Here is a 17542-nt window from a genome sequence, read left to right as displayed (position 1 = left end):
TGATGTATATAAAAAATCCCACTTTCGTGGGATTTTAAAGTGTATTTATAGTTTATGCTAACATGGTCACAGGATTTTCTACATACTGCTTTACTGTTTGTAAAAATTGTGCGCCTGTTGCGCCGTCCACCGTTCTGTGATCGCACGCTAAGGTAACTTTCATTGTGTTTCCTACCACAATTTCTCCGTTTTTCACCACTGGTTTTTGCACAATGGTTCCCACAGATAAAATTGCCGAGTTTGGCTGATTGATGATGGAAGTGAATTCTAAAATTCCAAACATTCCTAAGTTTGAAATGGTGAATGTACTTCCTTCCATTTCAGCTGGAGCAATTTTTTTATTTCTTGCTTTTCCTGCCAATTCGCGTACTTTTCCGCCAATGGTTGTCAAACTCATTTGGTCAGCAAATTTCAACACAGGTACTAACAATCCTTCATCAACGGCAACTGCCACACCCACGTGAATGTGTTTGTGATACGTAGTGGTTCCGTCATTCCAAGTAGTATTTACTTGCGGATGTTTGCGCAATGCCATCGCACAGGCTTTCACCACCATATCGTTGAAAGACACTTTGATGTCTGGAATATCGTTAATTGTTTTACGTGACGCAATCGCATTGTCCATGTCCAATTCTACCGTAAGGTAATAGTGTGGCGCAGTGAATTTTGATTCGCCCAAACGACGTGCAATTGTTTTTCGCATTTGCGAGTTTTTCACTTCTTCGCTGCTTTCTTCTCCTGCTGGCACAAATGCTGTTACTGCTGGTGCAGATTCTGTAGCTGGTGCTGCCGTACTTGTTTCTTTGGCTGCTGGTGCTTCTTTTGCAGTTGGTTTGTAGTTTTCAACGTCGCGTTTTATGATACGTCCATTGTCGCCAGTTCCTTGTACTTGTGAAAGATCAATTCCTTTATCTTCTGCAATTTTCTTCGCTAATGGCGACGCAATGATTCTACCATTTGAAGTACTGCTGGATGCTGTTTTTGACGTTTCTTCTTTTGTTTCGTTTGCATTTGAAGAACTTTCACTAGTGCTTGAAGTTTCTTTTTCTTCAGAAGAAGAACTTTTACTAGCACTTCCGCCAGATTTTGCAGCTTTTAACACCGCATCAACGTCTGTTCCTTCTTCTCCAATGATGGCTAAAATACTATCTACAGGTGCTGTTTCTCCTTCGTTGATTCCGATGTAGAGCAAAGTTCCTTCGTAGAACGATTCAAATTCCATCGTTGCTTTATCCGTTTCGATTTCGGCTAAAATATCACCTTCTTCAACTTTATCGCCTACTTGTTTTAACCATGAAGCTACCGTTCCTTCTTCCATCGTATCACTTAAACGTGGCATCGTTACGACTTCTGCTCCTGCTGGCATTTCCGCAGTTTCTTCGCTAGAAGTTTCTTCTTTTTTGGATGATGATTCTTCTTTTTTAGCTTCTTTCGTATCTTCTTTTTCGTCTTCTTTCGATTCAGCGTTTCCTGCTCCTTTTACCAACGCATCTACATCTTCTCCTTCTTCTCCAATAATTGCTAATAAGGTATCTACAGGAGCTGTTTCGCCTTCTTGAACACCAATATACAGCAACGTTCCTTCATGAAAAGACTCAAATTCCATTGTTGCTTTGTCAGTTTCAATCTCAGCGAGAATGTCACCTTCTTCAACTTTATCACCTACTTGTTTTAGCCATGATGCAACTACACCTTCTTCCATGGTGTCGCTTAATCGTGGCATGTTTATAATTTCTGCCATGTTTTATTATAGTTTATGAGGTAAAAATGGATAATCTTCTTGTTCATATACTGTATCGTACATTACGTTTTTCTCTGGATATGGAGATTCTTCTGCGAATTTTTCACATTCTTTCACCAAGTCTTTCACTCGCTGATCCATTTCCTCGATTTCTTCTTCGGTAGCATATTGTTTCTCCAATAAAATTTCTTTGACTTGATTTATTGGATCAATTTTTTTGTATTCTTCTACTTCATCTTTGGTTCTGTAGTGTTGTGCATCGGACATTGAGTGACCTCTGTAACGATAGGTTTTCATTTCTAAGAATGTTGGTCCATCGCCGCGTCTTGCTCTTTCTACTGCTTCGTGAACTGCTTCTGCAACTTTTACAGGATTCATTCCATCTACAGGGCCGCAAGGCATTTCATATCCTAATCCAAGTTTCCATATATCCGTATGGTTGGCAGTTCTTTCTACAGAAGTTCCCATCGCGTAACCGTTGTTTTCACAGATGAATACGACTGGAAGTTTCCAATTCATTGCCATGTTGAAGGTTTCGTGCAATGATCCTTGACGCACAGCTCCATCACCCATATAACATAAGGTTACTGCGTTTCTTTTGAAGTATTTGTCAGCAAAAGCCAGTCCAGCTCCAAGTGGAATTTGTCCACCTACAATTCCGTGTCCACCATAAAACCCTTGTTCTGGTGCGAAAATGTGCATAGAGCCTCCAAGTCCTTGTGAAGTTCCGGTTGCTTTTCCATACAATTCTGCCATGACTTTTTTAGGATCAACGCCCATTCCGATAGGTTGCACGTGATTTCTGTAGGCTGTAATCATTTTATCTTTTGATAAATCCATGGCATGTAGCGATCCAGCTAATACAGCTTCCTGACCATTGTATAAGTGAAGAAATCCACGTACTTTTTGCTGAATGTACACAGCGGCAAGTTTGTCCTCAAATTTTCTCCAAAATAACATATCCTCGTACCACTTGAGGTATACTTCTTTAGTGATTTTTTCCATTTATTTCAAATTGGTTGGTTTTGTAATTTTTGAAAATCTCAAAACCATTTTAGGGTTTATTTTTTGTTGTTTGTTTTCGATATCCGAATAACAAAAATACTATTTTAATAAGAAGTGTAAAAATGTAGCCGTAATTTATCGTCCTTTTAACATGATTTCTAGCTTCGAAAACGTTATCGCACAGAAGAAAGTTATTCACAACGCTATTTTTGATGACTGTTTTTAGAAAAATGTAATGACTTATTTCAATTTTCACAGATACGTTTTATCAAAAACCAACGGTAATAAATCTTTTAACGAATTGGATTTCATGATTTTTCCTTCGCCGCCCATAAAGTAAATTTCTATCGCTTCGTCTTGACGCATTTCGTATTCTGCAATGGATTGTCTGCAAGAACCACATGGCGGAATTGGTGTTTTGTTGATATGATTGTCAGACGTTGCCGTGATTGCTATTTGCTGTATTTTCACGTTCGGATATTCCGCTCCAGCGTGAAAAATTGCCACACGCTCTGCACATAAACCAGAAGGATACGCCGCATTTTCTTGATTGTTTCCTGTAATTACAACACCATTTTCCAATTGCAACGCTGCACCAACTCTAAATTTTGAATACGGCGCATACGCCTTTTTCCGAGCATTTACTGCATGTTCCATCAATTTTTGAATGTGTTGAGGCAATTCCCCTATATGGTCGTAACACGTGAGCGTCGTCGTGATTTGTATTTCCTTCATAGACGATTTTATTTTTTCTTTGAAAGTAGTTGCTATCGTCGAAATAGCTTGGAAAGATAGTGATTTTTTTTGTTGTTTGTTTTTTGTTCTTTGTTATTCGTTTTTTGTGGATTTGTCTGTTAGTCTGTTAGTCTGTTAGTCTGTTAGTCTGTTAGTCTGTTAGTCTGTTAAAAATACCAATACTATTTCCTAATGCCTAATGCCTAATGCCTAATGCCTAAAAAAAGCAGTCACAAAAAAACCTTCCAAGAAGTTTGAAAGGTTTTTGTATATTTTATGTTGTTGACTTTTATAATTCGTCGTACGTATCTCCTAAGTTGAATGTTAGTGAGAAACGTAAGGTATTTTCTAGTGGATTACGTACTTGCGAAGCTGAGAATAAATACGAAACATCAATGGTTACAGCGCTGTATTTGAATCCTGCTCCAAGTGTAAAGAATTTTCTAGCTCCTTTTTCTTCGGCTTCGTTAAAGTATCCTGCACGTAGTGCGAATGAGTCTTGATACCAGTATTCTGCACCCAATGCCCACGTAAATTCTTTTAATTCTTCGCTAAAACCTCCTGGCGCGTCACCAAATGATTGAAAGATTCCTGATACGAAACTTACATCGTCATCTTGCCCTTCTACAATGATAGTTGGCTCATTTTCGTTAACGTCTGGTGTAGATAAATCGTCTGGATCTTGGTTTCCGTTGTCGTTTGTATCTACAAATCCGAGTTTTGGAGGTGTTGGCACTAGTAATTTGTTTACTTCTACACTTACCGCCAATTTATTGTATTCGTCAAAGATAAAATCGAATCCACCACCTAATTTTAATTGTGTTGGCAAGAAGTTTTCTTGACCTAATTCGTCATATTTTAGTTTTGGACCTAAGTTTGAGATATTAAAACCACCTCTCCAACGTCCGTTGAAACTGTCATACGCAATTTCTTCTGATTGATAGAAACCTGCAATATCTACCGCAAAGCTGCTTGCTGCATTGGCTTCTACGTCTGGTTGCGATTGTAATTTTAAGTCAGAACGCAAGAAACGACCTGTTACCGACAGTGCAAATTGGTCACTTAAACGCAACGCGTACGATGCATCAATTGCCAATTCGTTTGGTCGTTCAATTAAGGGTGTAAAGTTTCCTATATCTGCTTGTTGTTGTGTAATGATTTCGATTTCACCCAAGCTAAAGTATTTGATACTAGCCGACCAAGCACTTCTTTCATTGATTCGGTTGTAGAACGTTAGGTTTCCTAAAAAGATATCGTTTACCAAGTCGCTCAAATATGGTGTATAACTGATTCCGACACCTATTTGCTCTTTTGCAAAAGCGTATTTTGCCGGATTCCATTGTTGTGAGTATGTATCTGGCGATGTTGCCACTCCTAGTTCTCCCATTCCACCTGCTCTTGCATCTGGTGTGATAAGTAGGAAAGGAACTCCTGTCGTAATCACTCGCGTATCATTTGGATTGACTATTGTAGTTTGTGCTACCATTCCCAACGGAATCAGACACAGTATAGATAAGATTAGCTTCTTCATTCAGTTAAAATTTTAACAAATATAGTTTTTATTTATAGGATTACAAGTTTTTCAAATTTTTCAACTTTCTGATTAGTTAACGGAGATTTTACGGTAATCTTGTATACGTAGACTCCTTTTGCGAGTTTATCGCCAAAATCATCTTTCCCGTCCCACACAATATCCCGCGAAAGCGAACTAAAGTCTTTACTAGAGGCTCCTGCATTTGTTTTCCCTACTAAGGTACGCACTACTTTCCCCGAAATGGTAAAGATTTGCACCATGACATCGAGTTCTGTTGAACTGTTGTGGTTGAACCAAAATTCCGTGTAGCTAACAAAAGGGTTCGGATAATTTAACACATTGGTAATAGTCAGCGAATTGCTTTCGTTGAAAACGGTGAATTGTATTTCTGTAGTGGTTGAATTGTTGTACACGTCCCACGCTCTAAGCGATAGTGTATGTGTTCCTTCTTCCAAATCGCGCAATTGGAATTTTACAATTCCGCGTGTGTAATCGTTGAGTTCGGTTTCGTAATAATCGTTTAGTACGATAGGATTGACTTCATCTCCATCTAAAATGGCAATAATATCATGACCAATTCCACTTGCCGTATTAATTCCGTTGGCATCTGAGAGTTTGGCGAGCAAGAATGGAGATTCGTTTGTTATTCCTCCTGAAACAAAACTTTCATCATTTAGGAATAAATCTACCACAGGCGCATCATTATCAATGGGCGCATCTTCATTGAGTTCTCCTACTTTAAAGCTTTCACTATACCCTGTATGGTCTTCGAGTGTACCTTCTTTTTCTGCGTAGAAACTAATACGACCGTTTCCGACAGGAATGGTAATATCGCGCGGCACTACGAATTCAAATTCAAAGTTTCCGTTTACTACTGCTGCTTTTCCTCTAAAGATGATTTCCCCTAAGGTTTCAAAGTCAAATATAAACGGGAAGTCATTTGCCAGCGTTTGACGCTGTATTTTTTTGTCGTAAATCGTTGAAAACACAGTTCCGTTGTAGGTATTCATCAAGTTTCCAGCATCGTCTGTAATGTTTCCTGCTATTTTTACTCTGCTTAATGCTTTGAGAGTATCAGTTGGCTGCGTAATTGGCACATCATTAATTGCGGTTAAGTTGACTCTTGGACGCGGAATTGCCAGTTTCATCGCAGGATCGCCAATGTAGAAAACCGTTCTTTTGTTGCTCGTTGTCACCAAATTTTTTGTTTGACGTAATGCTTCCGCCACTGTTGGATATTCGTTAGAATCGTACGCAAATAAGTATCTCGCCAAGAGTTCATTAATACTTACACCTACGTTTTGAAATATTTGTCGAGTCGTGGTTAAGAGCGAAACCGCACCTCCTTTTTCATTCCAAAACATAAATTCGCCCGCAGTTTCGCGCAGCGGATTGTCAAATCGTGTATATTCACAGGTAATGGTGATGAATAATGGCAAACGACAATCGTTGGTAAGCTCTTGCGATTCGCCTTTTTCAAAAATTCGCTCACCCGCCAAACCATCTTCTCCACCATGTCCAAAATAGTTGACTACTAAGGAACCTAATGCTATCTTATCTTTGATGGCTTCATTGACTTCTGGATACCGTTCTCCAGCTGCTGAAGATTGTTGTACATACGCGTCCGAATGTATTTTAGAGATATTGATGAATGGTTTTTCGGTTGCAATGACTTCTCCAAGCGCATCCAAATCGACTTGCAAGTCTTTGTCTGAGTTATTTTCTGCATCATCTGAAACGATGGTTACGGTATTTCTCCATCGCCCAAAAGCTTCTTTACTGTAATATACTAAGGTTTTGTCTACAATATTTTTTGCTTGATTTGGATCGAGCATTAACATTCTTCCCATCGCTACATCCAAACGGTCAGATACTGCTAGGGTTCCTTCGTTATCATCCATCATTCCATAGAAATCATCTGTCATAAAACCACTCGTCAGATTGAAACTGTCATACGCTTGAAACACAGGAACGATGTTGGTATTTCCTTGAATTCTATCTTTGTAATCGTACGAAGCATCGCCAAACATACATACATATTTGATGCGATTTTCAGGTGTACTTGCATTGTCGTACACATATTTTATAAGATTACGAATAGCGCCAATATCAGGATTTCCCGTATTGAATTCGCTGTAGATACTTTCTAACGTTACTACTTTTACAATCATTCCAGAGTTTCCACGGTGGAATTCGGCAATGCGTTCGGCTTGTGATGCTAGATTTTCTGGTGTTACAATGATATATTCCACATCACCATCGGCAAATATAGTTCCTTTAATATCTTGGTTTACGACTTGACTATTTGGCTCAATGGTAGGGATTAAGAATCGGGAAGTATCGCCTGCAATGTATTGTCGTACTTCACCCATCGGTGCTTTGAACGAAAATGTATTGGCTAGTGCTGTATTGGTCACTTTTGTGATATTCCACATGTCTGTAATATCCCAAACTTCAAAGACTTTACTCGCGTTTGAAATGACAAATTCTCCCACACCGATTATATTTCTGGCGTCGTTGTATTTGAATTTGAATTGATTGTCAATTCCCGTGAGCGTTCGTGTAGACTCTACCGAAATATAATCAAGGTATGCTATAGAGCCTGCAATTCCGTTGTTTTGATAGCTGAGTGTGATGTTTAAATCTTCCGAAGTCAGATTTACTTCGTCTATAATCAGTCCATTTCTATTCGCTGGAACTCCCGATACGTTGTGTTCTGTTGCCAATCGGGAATCGTTGATTTGCGGAAATGTGAAATTAAACGCTGGTTGTCCATTGATATTTTGTGCTGGCTGATTATTGATAAAGGTACTCATATTGGTAATACCATTAGAAATTGCCGCAGGTTTGATTCCTATTCGAACAGGTTCAGTAGTCACTAAGTTTGGCAGTGAAAAGTTAAACGTTTGTTCAGATTCAATATTGAATACTTCTCCAAACCATCTGCGACCGAGTTTTACAATATTTACATTGTCTACTTCATGGTATTGATAATCGTCGTATTGCGTGATAGTCACATCAGCTGCTGCTGTTGGCTGTACGGCTTCTGGAATTCGTTTTCCGTCTTCTGAGCCATCAGCTGTTATATAATAATAGGTTTTATCAGTATAGGCATTGATGTGGGTTTGACTGTCTTCATTGAATACGTCAGGTCCTTCTGCATAAAACAGTATAAAATCCTGCGCGTTAAATTCACCATCTTCTTCGCCAACAACCGTAATCGCATTTTCGGCTACATCATAATATTGATTCAACGAATTGAGATGTGGAATCATTCGTCCGCCATTTCCATAGATTTTAATTTTTCTAGGATTGATTGTTCCTGTATTGAGACCTAACTGATTTAGAAAGTTTGCGTCTATTCTGTAAATTCCAGACTCTGTCACTGAGAATTTATAGAAATTTCCACTAGCGAGTACTGAGTTGGTGATAGCCGTATTACTTTTAGCAATTGCATTTGTTCTTCTTGATGAAAAATTATACGAAACATCAAAACTCACTACTTTTTTTACCGTTCCATTTTCTATAATTAACGGCGAAACAATGAGTAAATGTGCATTTTTATCTCTCGCACTAGCATTTACAATTTTCGCTTGAATAGCTGTTGGCAGTTTTGATTTATCAATAGCACCTAAGCCCTCGTTAGACATTGTTTCGTACACTACATTGCTTAGCTGTAATGATCTGGCATTCACAAAACGATTGTCGTCCCATTGCGCCATAAAACTAATGGTGCCATCGTCATTGCTCACAAAATATTCTTCATTGAATGTTGGCAATTGTATGGATGCGCTTTCTTTAAAAAATTCTTTTGGCGTAGTACTCCACGTTAAATCAAAGTGCTTATTTTGAGCATATACACTTATAAAAAGGAGGCTGATTAAAAAAGTTAGTGTTTTTTTCATTGCATCTTTAACGGTAAATACACTGAAATATTATTCAATGTTTTAGCTATTTTTTTAAAAAAACAAAATTAAGAATAATAAATTACAACTGTGGGCGTTATATGAAAACTATTGATATTAATAATGGAGAGAAAGTGTCGGATTAAATTTTGAAATAAATCTTGATATTTTACCTTTAATTACTATATTGCAAACCTAAATTTCTTTCAATACTCAAGTCTTGACTATGAAAAAGCGAACATTAAGAATTATGCTACTTGTCGCAGTAGTTTCACTAGGATTTTTTAGTTGTAAAAGATCATCATCAAACAATACTTCAAGAGCCACAGGATGGCGCATTGACGGTAAAGATGGTGGATTCACAGCAAATACCAAGTACAAAGGTCAGGAAACAGCTCCTGGATTGGTATTTATAGAAGGTGGAACTTTCACGATGGGAAAAACGCAAGATGACCCAATGCACGACTGGAATAATACCCCAAACCAGCAGCACGTACAATCATTTTACATGGATGAAACTGAGGTAACCAATTTAATGTATACAGAATACTTGTATTGGACCAAAACAGTATTTCCTCCAGAAAACGAAAATTATCGAAACATTTACAAAGGTGCTTTACCAGATACCTTAGTTTGGAGAGATCGTTTAGGATTTAACGAAACGATGACAACTAACTATTTAAGACATCCTGGATATGCAGAATATCCTGTGGTTGGTGTTAACTGGATTCAAGCGGTACAATTCTGTAAGTGGAGAACTGACAGAGTGAACGAAGCTGTATTAGAACGTGAAGGATACATTGCAAAAGGAGCAAAATCTATTGATAGTTTAAGCCCGGATGCTACATTCAGCACAGAAGCGTATTTAACAGATCCGTCAAAAACTTACGGTGGTAAAATTGACGAATACCAAGGAAGAATTGCACAAAAAGCGAATGGCAAGTCAAAAGATTCTACTGATACAGACACCAACGTATATGCAAAACGAACTTCAGGAGTTATTTTACCTGAATATCGCTTGCCAACTGAAGCTGAGTGGGAATATGCCGCGAAAGGCTTAGATGGTTTACGCGAGTACAACAACATCCGTGGTAGAAAAAAATACCCATGGAAAGGTGAATTTACAAGAAGCGGTAACAGAAAAAGACGTGGTGACCAATTAGCAAACTTTAAGCAAGGTAAAGGTGATTATGGCGGAATAGCAGGTTGGTCTGATGATGGTGCTGATATTACTGCTAGAGTAAAATCATATCCTCCAAATGACTTTGGATTGTACGATATGGCCGGAAACGTTGCAGAATGGGTTTCTGATGTATATCGTCCAATAGTAGATGATGAAGCAAGTGATTTCAACTACTATCGTGGTAACGTTTACATGAAAAACAAAATCAACGAAGAAGGAAAAGCAGTGATTGTTACTCCTGAAACCATTAAATACGATACATTAGCAAACGGAAGAATCGTTGCTAGAAATCTTCCAGGGCAAGTTGCACAAGTTCCTGTGAACGAAAAAGAAACGTACTTACGAACAAACTTTGACAAGTCTGACAACAGAAACTACCGCGATGGAGACCTTTCTTCATCAAGATTTTACGATCGCTTTAGTGAAGAAGATATCGAAAATGGTGAAGCGGAAGGCAAGCGTATGTACAACGCACCAAAGCACGTTGTTGATGCTGACTCTACAGGAATGATTAGACAATATGACAAATCAAACTCTAGAACTACATTAATTGACGATAACGTAAGAGTTTACAAAGGTGGTTCATGGAAAGATAGAGCATACTGGATTGATCCTGCACAAAGAAGAGCTTTCCCTGAATATATGGCAACTTCTTACATCGGATTTAGATGTGCAATGTCAAGAGTAGGTTCAAAATCACAAGAAAGAAAAAGTCCAAGATAGTAATATCGACTTACTACATAAAATATGAAGCCCTGACCTATCAGGGCTTTTTTTTGTCTAAATTTGTAAGCTAAAAAAGTACCGATGATTCAAGAGTTATATGCTAAATTTCAAAAATATCCGATAGTTTCTACAGATTCTAGAAACATTATCCCCAACTCTATTTTCTTTGCGTTAAAAGGTGAAAACTTTAATGGAAACGCGTATGCGAAAGATGCATTAGAAAAAGGTGCTGCGTACGCTGTTATTGACGAAAAAGAATATCACGACTCAGAATATACTATATTGGTTGAAAACGTATTAGAAACACTACAGCAACTTGCCAGTTATCATAGAAAACAACTTAATATTCCAATTATATCCTTGACGGGAAGCAACGGAAAAACAACTACCAAAGAATTGATACATGCCGTTATTTCTAAAAAATACAAAACCACCGCTACCAAAGGCAATTTAAACAATCATATTGGCGTACCGCTTACCTTGCTTTCTATGGACTCAACTACCGAAATCGGCATCGTAGAAATGGGCGCTAATCACCAAAAAGAAATTGCCTTTTTAAGTAGTATTGCCGAACCAGATTACGGATATATCACAAACTTTGGAAAAGCGCATTTGGAAGGTTTTGGTGGCGTGGAGGGCGTTATTAAAGGAAAAAGCGAACTGTACGATTATTTAAAAGCCAATGATAAATTTATTTTTGTCAATGGCGATGATTCGAAACAAGTAGAAAGAACTCAAAATGTACGCCATTTCACTTTTGGAAGTTCCACCACAGACGAACTTACCATTCAGTTTGTAAGCGCAAATCCGATGGTAAAAGCAACAGTAAAAAATGTAGAAATTCAAAGTCAACTGATTGGCTCTTATAACTTTTCAAACATCGCTGCTGCCATTGCTATGGGAACATATTTTAATGTTCCGCTCTCGGATATTAAAGATGCTGTAGAAGCATACGTTCCTGCAAACAATCGCTCACAAATTATAGAGAAACATTCCAACAAAATCATTCTAGACGCTTACAATGCCAATCCTACGAGCATGAAAGCTGCATTGGATAATTTTTCAAACCTCAGCGACCGTTCTAAAATTGCTTTTTTAGGCGACATGTTTGAGTTGGGAAAAAGTGCCGCAGAAGAACATCAATTTATTAGTGATTATGCAGCTTCGTTAGATATTGACACGATTTACTTGGTGGGAGAAAATTTTGGCAATACCAAAAACAATCATAAAAACGTATACATTCACACGTCGTTTGAATCGCTCAAAAATCAATTTCCAACTATAAAAAACAGTACATTATTAATTAAAGGCTCGCGCGGAATGGCGTTGGAACGAATTTTAGATTTGCTATAAACTAAAAAAAGCTTCTAAAAATAGAAGCTTTTTTTGTGGGTAATACTGGATTCGAACCAGTGACCCCCTGCTTGTAAGGCAGGTGCTCTGAACCAGCTGAGCTAATCACCCGTAATTCATTTTATTTCAATAAGAGTGGGCGATACTGGATTCGAACCAGTGACCCCCTGCTTGTAAGGCAGGTGCTCTGAACCAGCTGAGCTAATCGCCCTTATTGCGTATTGCGGATGCAAATATAGAATAGATTTTATACCTGACAAAATTTAAACCTAAAAATTTTAAAGTATTTCTGCCACGACAAAGTTGCTTCCGCCAATATAGATACCATCGGCGTGCGTTGCGTGTTTTTTTGCCGCACTATACGCTTCTGACACTGAATTATATACATTCCCAATTCGATGATATGTTGCTGCTACTTCTTGTAATTCGTGCGCTGGCAAAGCTCTGTTTAGTTGCGGATTGCAAAAGTAATAAATAGCATCTTTTGGCAGTATTGAAAAGATTTCTGAGAGATTTTTATCATTCACCACACCAAACACGATATGTAGCGTTTCGAAAGATTCTTTTTGCAATTGTTGCATGTTCAATTCCAATCCTTCTTTGTTGTGCGCGGTATCGCAAATCGTTTTTGGAGTTGTAGACAGAATTTGCCATCTACCTTGCAAATTGGTATTCGAAACCACTTTTGCCAATCCGTTTTGAATGTGTATTTCTGTAATTTGAAAGCCGTTTAGTAATTGAACAGCTTGTACTGCCGATTTGTAGTTTTTCTGCTGGTAATCGCCTAACAAATCTGTTTGATACTTTTTTTGGATGGTTTTTTCGGCGAGATATAGTTTAGAATTGACCTGTTGTGCTTTTTCTTTAAAAACTGGAAATGTTTCTTCGTGAAACTCCCCAACAACTACAGGAATATTTTCCTTGATGATACCCGCTTTTTCTGCTGCGATTTTGGACAAGGTATCACCCAAAATTTTCACATGATCCAATCCGATGTTAGTAATAACAGATACTTCCGGCGTGATGATATTTGTAGCATCCAAACGTCCGCCAAGACCGACTTCTACAACAGCAATATCTACGTTTTGCAGTGCGAAATGATAAAACGCCATTCCGACTGTCAGTTCAAAAAAAGAAAGTTGGAGTTTGTCCACTATTTCTTTGTATTGCTTTACAAATGCAATAGTAGCATCCTTAGCAATCATGTGATCATTGACATGAATTCGTTCTTTAAAATCTTTTAAATGTGGTGAAGTGAAGAGTCCGACTTTACAACCCGCTTCTTGTAATATAGAAGCTATCATGTGACTGGTAGAACCTTTTCCGTTCGTGCCAGCAACATGTACACTTTTAAATTTTTCGTGTGGATTTCCTAAATGCAGTGCAAACTTGGTCATGTTTGTTAAATCCCAAGCCTTACTTTTTGACGAGGCACCTTTTTGTTGATACGAAGCTTGGTATTGCGCTTCTAACCATGCTAAAGCTTCTTGACGTGTCATGCGAAGAAACCGTTTATTGTCCCAATTTAAAGTTTATCACAATAAATCCAATTTGTGTAGTTGGCGCTTTGCTATCTTTATTCCAACTGTATTTATAAGCAGCACGCTCAGCAGGCTTTAAGAGGCATTCTGCATTGTTTGTAGTTCCTTTTGCTCCCGCAATCGCTTCTACCACTTTTCCTTCACGATTTACTCTAATTTGCACTACTACGCGACCTGCTTCATTACAATCTTGCTTATCTACTTCTCCACCAGATAGCTTACTTCTTCCATTTAAACCATAACCACCAGTTCCTCCTGTACCAGAACCTGGTTCTCCATAGTAACTCGCCGCATACGGATCACCATTCGGGTTTCCTTTGTTACCAGGACCATCGTCCGGACCTTCTCCTTTACCATCATCATCGGTTCCGTTGCCGTTAGCATCTTTAAATAATGCATCAATATCTGCTTTCTTTTTCGCTTCTTCTGCTTTACGTTTGGCTTCGGCTTCCGCTTTTGCTTTTGCAATTCGGTCCGCTTCTGCTTTGGCTTTTGCGTCTTCGTCTGCTTTGCGCTTTTTTTCCTCTTCAGCCTTTTTCATCGCAATGGTTTCTTCCGAGTCTTGCGTCACGACTTCTTCAGAGGCAGATGTATCTGGCTGTGTTTGTTCTTCAGGTTGCGTTTCTTCAACTTTTTCTTCTACTACTTCTTGCTTTTGAGAGGTGACAGGTTTTGGATTTTTTTGCGTTTCCACTTCTCCGCTTCCTGTATTGCTAGTTCCGAAATTGACTGCGATGCCACTTTCTGGTGGCGGATCTAAGTATTTCATCCCAAATACAAATAATATAAACAACAAAAACGCCATTAAAATAGTCGTGATGGTTGCTGATTTTCTTTTATGTTCTGTGTTGAATATTGACATAACGCGTTTAGTTTGAAACTGCTTCGAGGATGATTTTATAGTTGTTTTTCGTTGCAATACCCATAATCTTTATGATTTTTTCAGAAGAAACTTTTTGTTGAGTTTCTAACTGAATGACTGGATTTGCATGACCGTCAAATTGTATTTTTAATTCTTTTTCTAGTTGAATTGTATCAATTTTCGTTCCATCAAGAAAAATCGTTGCATTTTTATCAACTGTAATGTGTATTATTTTTTCTTTTTCTACTTCTGTGACTGCTTCACTTGGCGATATATTTTCAATATAATTCGCAAAAAATGCCAGTCCTATTAAAAAAATTACACCTACAATAAAAACAACAGGCAGATTGAACTTTTTATTCCGCGTTTCAAGCAAACTCATTATCGCGGCCGTACTGCCAAAATGACTTTATATTTATTCCTGTTAGCAATATCCATGATGTTTACTGCTTTTTCAATAGGAACACCTTCTTCCGCTCTTAGAATAATGGTTGGTTCCTCTTGTCCAGCCAATTTTGCTCTTAATTGTGCTTCTATTTGTCCTTCGCGTACACGGCTTGCATCAATATAAATTTCTAAATTTTTCTTGATACTTATTGATACGTTTTGCACATTGGTTGATTTTCCTTTTGCTTTGGGCAATAGTATATCGAGTGCATTTGGCGAATTGGATGTCAACATAAAAAATATCAACAGTAAGAAAACGATGTCTGTCATAGACGACATGCTAAATTCTGGACTTACCTTGTTTCTACCTCGTAACTTCATACACTTCAGATTATACAGGTTCGTTCAATAAATCCAAGAAATCTACGGCATTTGCCTCCATTTGGTGTACTACCTTATCCGTTTTCACTACTAAGTGATTGTATCCAATATACGCAATAATTCCCACAATAAGTCCTGCTACGGTAGTTGTCATCGCAGTGTAAATTCCGCCTGCGAGTGCACCCATTTCCGCTTGTCCGCCGCTATTTGCCATTTCGCCAAAAGCGATAATCATTCCGATTACCGTTCCTAAGAAACCAATCATTGGTGCCGCTCCTGCAACTGTTGCTAGAATACTGACATTTTTTTCAAGTTTATATACTTCTAGCGTTCCTGCGTTTTCAATAGCTTTGTTGATATCTTCTAGCGGTTTGCCGATACGAGCGATTCCTTTTTCGGTTAATCGCGCCACAGGAGAATCTGTTTGTGCACAGAGTATTTTAGCTGCTTCTAGTTTTCCCGCAGAGACATTGTCACGAATTTGATTCATGAAGTTTTTATCAATTTTTGACGCTGCTTTAATCGCGAATATACGTTCAAAATAGATGTATAGCGCGACCGCTAAAAGCACTAATAAAATACTGATGATAATGATACTTCCTAAACCGCCGTCTACAATTAATTGGTAGATAGAGAGTGTTTTTTCTTGTACTTCAGGATTTTCAACAGAATCAGTAGGTGTTTGAAATAATAACATAGGTGTTTTTTGATTTAGACTATAATAACGGTATTTTTTCTAATTAAGTATGTGTATGAACTACTTAAAACAAGGTTCGCATAATCATGAAAACTCCCGATCCGACTATAAATCCAATCAAAGCCAACCATGATATTTTTTTGAGGTACCAGAAGAAATCTATTTTTTCCATTCCCATGGCTACAACTCCTGCTGCTGAACCAATGATTAACATACTTCCTCCTGTTCCTGCTGCAAACGCTATAAAATGCCATAATTCATGGTCTAATGGCTGCGTAAACATTCCCAAACTCGCTGCTACTAACGGTACGTTATCTATAACTGCTGAACCCAATCCTAACGCCATTACTACTAAATCGGAAACGCCACCTTCGTGCATTTCAGTTCCCAATTGTGGGGTTGCGGTTTCTAACCATCCTGCAAATCCGTACAGCAATCCTAAAGATTCTAACGCAGCAACTGCCATTAATATTCCTAAGAAAAATAAGATACTTGGCAATTCAATTTTTGACAAGGAATGGTGTACGGGACTGTGATGTCCTGGTGCTACATCTTGCATGTGATGTCCTTCATTTGCTCCTACAGAAGCCATACTAAATTTCGAGTTACTGTAAATTTCAGCAAAAATCGCTACGACAGATAGTGATAACATCATACCTACATATGGTGGTAAATGTGTTACTACTTTAAAAACTGGCACAAATACAATTGCAGACAATCCTAAGTATAACATGGTTGGTCCAAAACGGTGTTGTTTCTCATCTTCTGCACCTTCTTCTTGCGGTAAATTTCCTTGAAATGGTTTTAAGAAAGACGCAATGAACGTTGGCACAACCATACATAAAAATGATGGTAAGAATAAATATCCAAACAGCTTTCCAGTAGATACTTTATCACCAATCCACAACATGGTTGTAGTTACATCACCAATTGGAGACCACGCTCCACCTGCATTTGCAGCAATGATAATTAAACCAGCGTACCAAATACGAATATTTCTGTCAGAAATAATTTTTTGCAAAATAGAAATCAATACAATCGTAGCTGTAAGGTTATCAATAATAGCGGATAAAATGAATGCTAAAAATGCAAAAATCCACAATACACGCTTTTTGCTACGCGTTTTGATGAAACTTTTTATAGTGGCAAAACCATTGAAATAGTCGATAATTTCCACAATGGTCATCGCACCTAGCAAGAATACTAATATTTCAGCTGTTTTCCCTAGGTGATGCAATAAACCTTCTTCCATCAGATGCATCTTAGCATCGACATCTGTCATGGCTCCAAAACCACCTTCTCCACCCACAAGTTCGTGTGCGCCAGAGTCAAACCAGTTTTGAAAATCTTCTATTCCAAAAGCGATAAATGCCCAACATATTGCCATCATGGCCAATGCAGGGATAAGCTTGTCAATTTTTAAATTGTGTTCTAAGGTTATGGCTAAATATCCTAAGACAAATACGGCTATTATTGCTGATTCCATTTGTGT

General features: G+C 38.1%; 13 protein-coding genes and 2 tRNA genes. 2 read left to right on the top strand and 13 right to left on the bottom strand.

What is annotated here, in order from left to right; all coding sequences use genetic code 11:
* Window positions 1-52 precede the first annotated feature (52 nt).
* The 5 genes from C8N46_RS11280 to porU all read right to left on the bottom strand — a co-directional run bounded on the left by C8N46_RS11280 (window position 53) and on the right by porU (window position 8920).
* Entirely contained in the window at window positions 53-1741 is a 1689-nt protein-coding gene (locus C8N46_RS11280) for a pyruvate dehydrogenase complex dihydrolipoamide acetyltransferase (protein WP_108115014.1), read from the bottom strand.
* 6 nt (window positions 1742-1747) lie between these two features.
* On the bottom strand, window positions 1748-2746 hold the full coding sequence (gene pdhA, locus C8N46_RS11275) for a pyruvate dehydrogenase (acetyl-transferring) E1 component subunit alpha (protein WP_108115013.1): 999 nt from the start codon (window positions 2744-2746) through the stop codon (window positions 1748-1750).
* Between the two features lie 252 nt (window positions 2747-2998).
* Window positions 2999-3481, bottom strand: a complete 483-nt coding sequence (gene cdd / locus C8N46_RS11270) for a cytidine deaminase (protein WP_108115012.1) — start codon at window positions 3479-3481, stop codon at window positions 2999-3001.
* Between the two features lie 289 nt (window positions 3482-3770).
* Entirely contained in the window at window positions 3771-5012 is a 1242-nt protein-coding gene (gene porV / locus C8N46_RS11265) for a type IX secretion system outer membrane channel protein PorV (RefSeq protein ID WP_108115011.1), read from the bottom strand.
* A 32-nt stretch (window positions 5013-5044) separates the two neighbouring features.
* On the bottom strand, window positions 5045-8920 hold the full coding sequence (porU, locus tag C8N46_RS11260) for a type IX secretion system sortase PorU (RefSeq protein ID WP_108115010.1): 3876 nt from the start codon (window positions 8918-8920) through the stop codon (window positions 5045-5047).
* 226 nt (window positions 8921-9146) lie between these two features.
* Here porU and gldJ point away from each other — a divergent pair, with 226 nt between their 5' ends.
* Together gldJ and C8N46_RS11250 are read left to right on the top strand one after the other, a co-directional pair.
* Complete coding sequence (gldJ, locus tag C8N46_RS11255) at window positions 9147-10826, top strand: gliding motility lipoprotein GldJ (RefSeq protein WP_108115009.1); 1680 nt, start codon at window positions 9147-9149, stop codon at window positions 10824-10826.
* Between the two features lie 84 nt (window positions 10827-10910).
* Complete coding sequence (locus C8N46_RS11250) at window positions 10911-12182, top strand: UDP-N-acetylmuramoyl-tripeptide--D-alanyl-D-alanine ligase (RefSeq protein ID WP_108115008.1); 1272 nt, start codon at window positions 10911-10913, stop codon at window positions 12180-12182.
* A gap of 36 nt (window positions 12183-12218) precedes the next feature.
* Here the strand turns inward: C8N46_RS11250 and C8N46_RS11245 are convergent.
* The 8 genes from C8N46_RS11245 to nhaD all read right to left on the bottom strand — a co-directional run bounded on the left by C8N46_RS11245 (window position 12219) and on the right by nhaD (window position 17536).
* Window positions 12219-12293: transfer RNA gene (locus C8N46_RS11245), tRNA-Val, on the bottom strand.
* Between the two features lie 25 nt (window positions 12294-12318).
* A tRNA-Val gene (locus C8N46_RS11240) sits at window positions 12319-12393 on the bottom strand.
* A 67-nt stretch (window positions 12394-12460) separates the two neighbouring features.
* Window positions 12461-13681, bottom strand: a complete 1221-nt coding sequence (locus C8N46_RS11235; protein ID WP_108115007.1) for a bifunctional folylpolyglutamate synthase/dihydrofolate synthase — start codon at window positions 13679-13681, stop codon at window positions 12461-12463.
* A gap of 13 nt (window positions 13682-13694) precedes the next feature.
* Window positions 13695-14585, bottom strand: a complete 891-nt coding sequence (locus C8N46_RS11230; RefSeq protein ID WP_108115006.1) for an energy transducer TonB — start codon at window positions 14583-14585, stop codon at window positions 13695-13697.
* 7 nt (window positions 14586-14592) lie between these two features.
* Window positions 14593-14967: an ExbD/TolR family protein gene (locus C8N46_RS11225; protein WP_108115005.1), complete on the bottom strand. Its 375-nt coding sequence runs from the start codon at window positions 14965-14967 to the stop codon at window positions 14593-14595.
* Window positions 14967-15353: an ExbD/TolR family protein gene (locus tag C8N46_RS11220; RefSeq protein WP_108115004.1), complete on the bottom strand. Its 387-nt coding sequence runs from the start codon at window positions 15351-15353 to the stop codon at window positions 14967-14969. Before C8N46_RS11220 ends, C8N46_RS11225 begins: the two co-directional genes overlap by 1 nt.
* Window positions 15354-15363: 10 nt before the next feature.
* Window positions 15364-16050 carry a MotA/TolQ/ExbB proton channel family protein gene (locus tag C8N46_RS11215; RefSeq protein ID WP_108115003.1) on the bottom strand — a complete coding sequence of 229 codons (687 nt, stop codon included), beginning with the start codon at window positions 16048-16050 and terminating at the stop codon, window positions 15364-15366.
* Window positions 16051-16114: 64 nt separating this feature from the next.
* Window positions 16115-17536, bottom strand: a complete 1422-nt coding sequence (gene nhaD, locus C8N46_RS11210; protein WP_108115002.1) for a sodium:proton antiporter NhaD — start codon at window positions 17534-17536, stop codon at window positions 16115-16117.
* Window positions 17537-17542: the final 6 nt, after the last annotated feature.

Origin of the sequence: Kordia periserrulae, assembly GCF_003054265.1 — a bacterium.
GTDB classification, from domain to species: domain Bacteria; phylum Bacteroidota; class Bacteroidia; order Flavobacteriales; family Flavobacteriaceae; genus Kordia; species Kordia periserrulae.
This window is presented reverse-complemented; position numbering and strand designations above follow the sequence as displayed.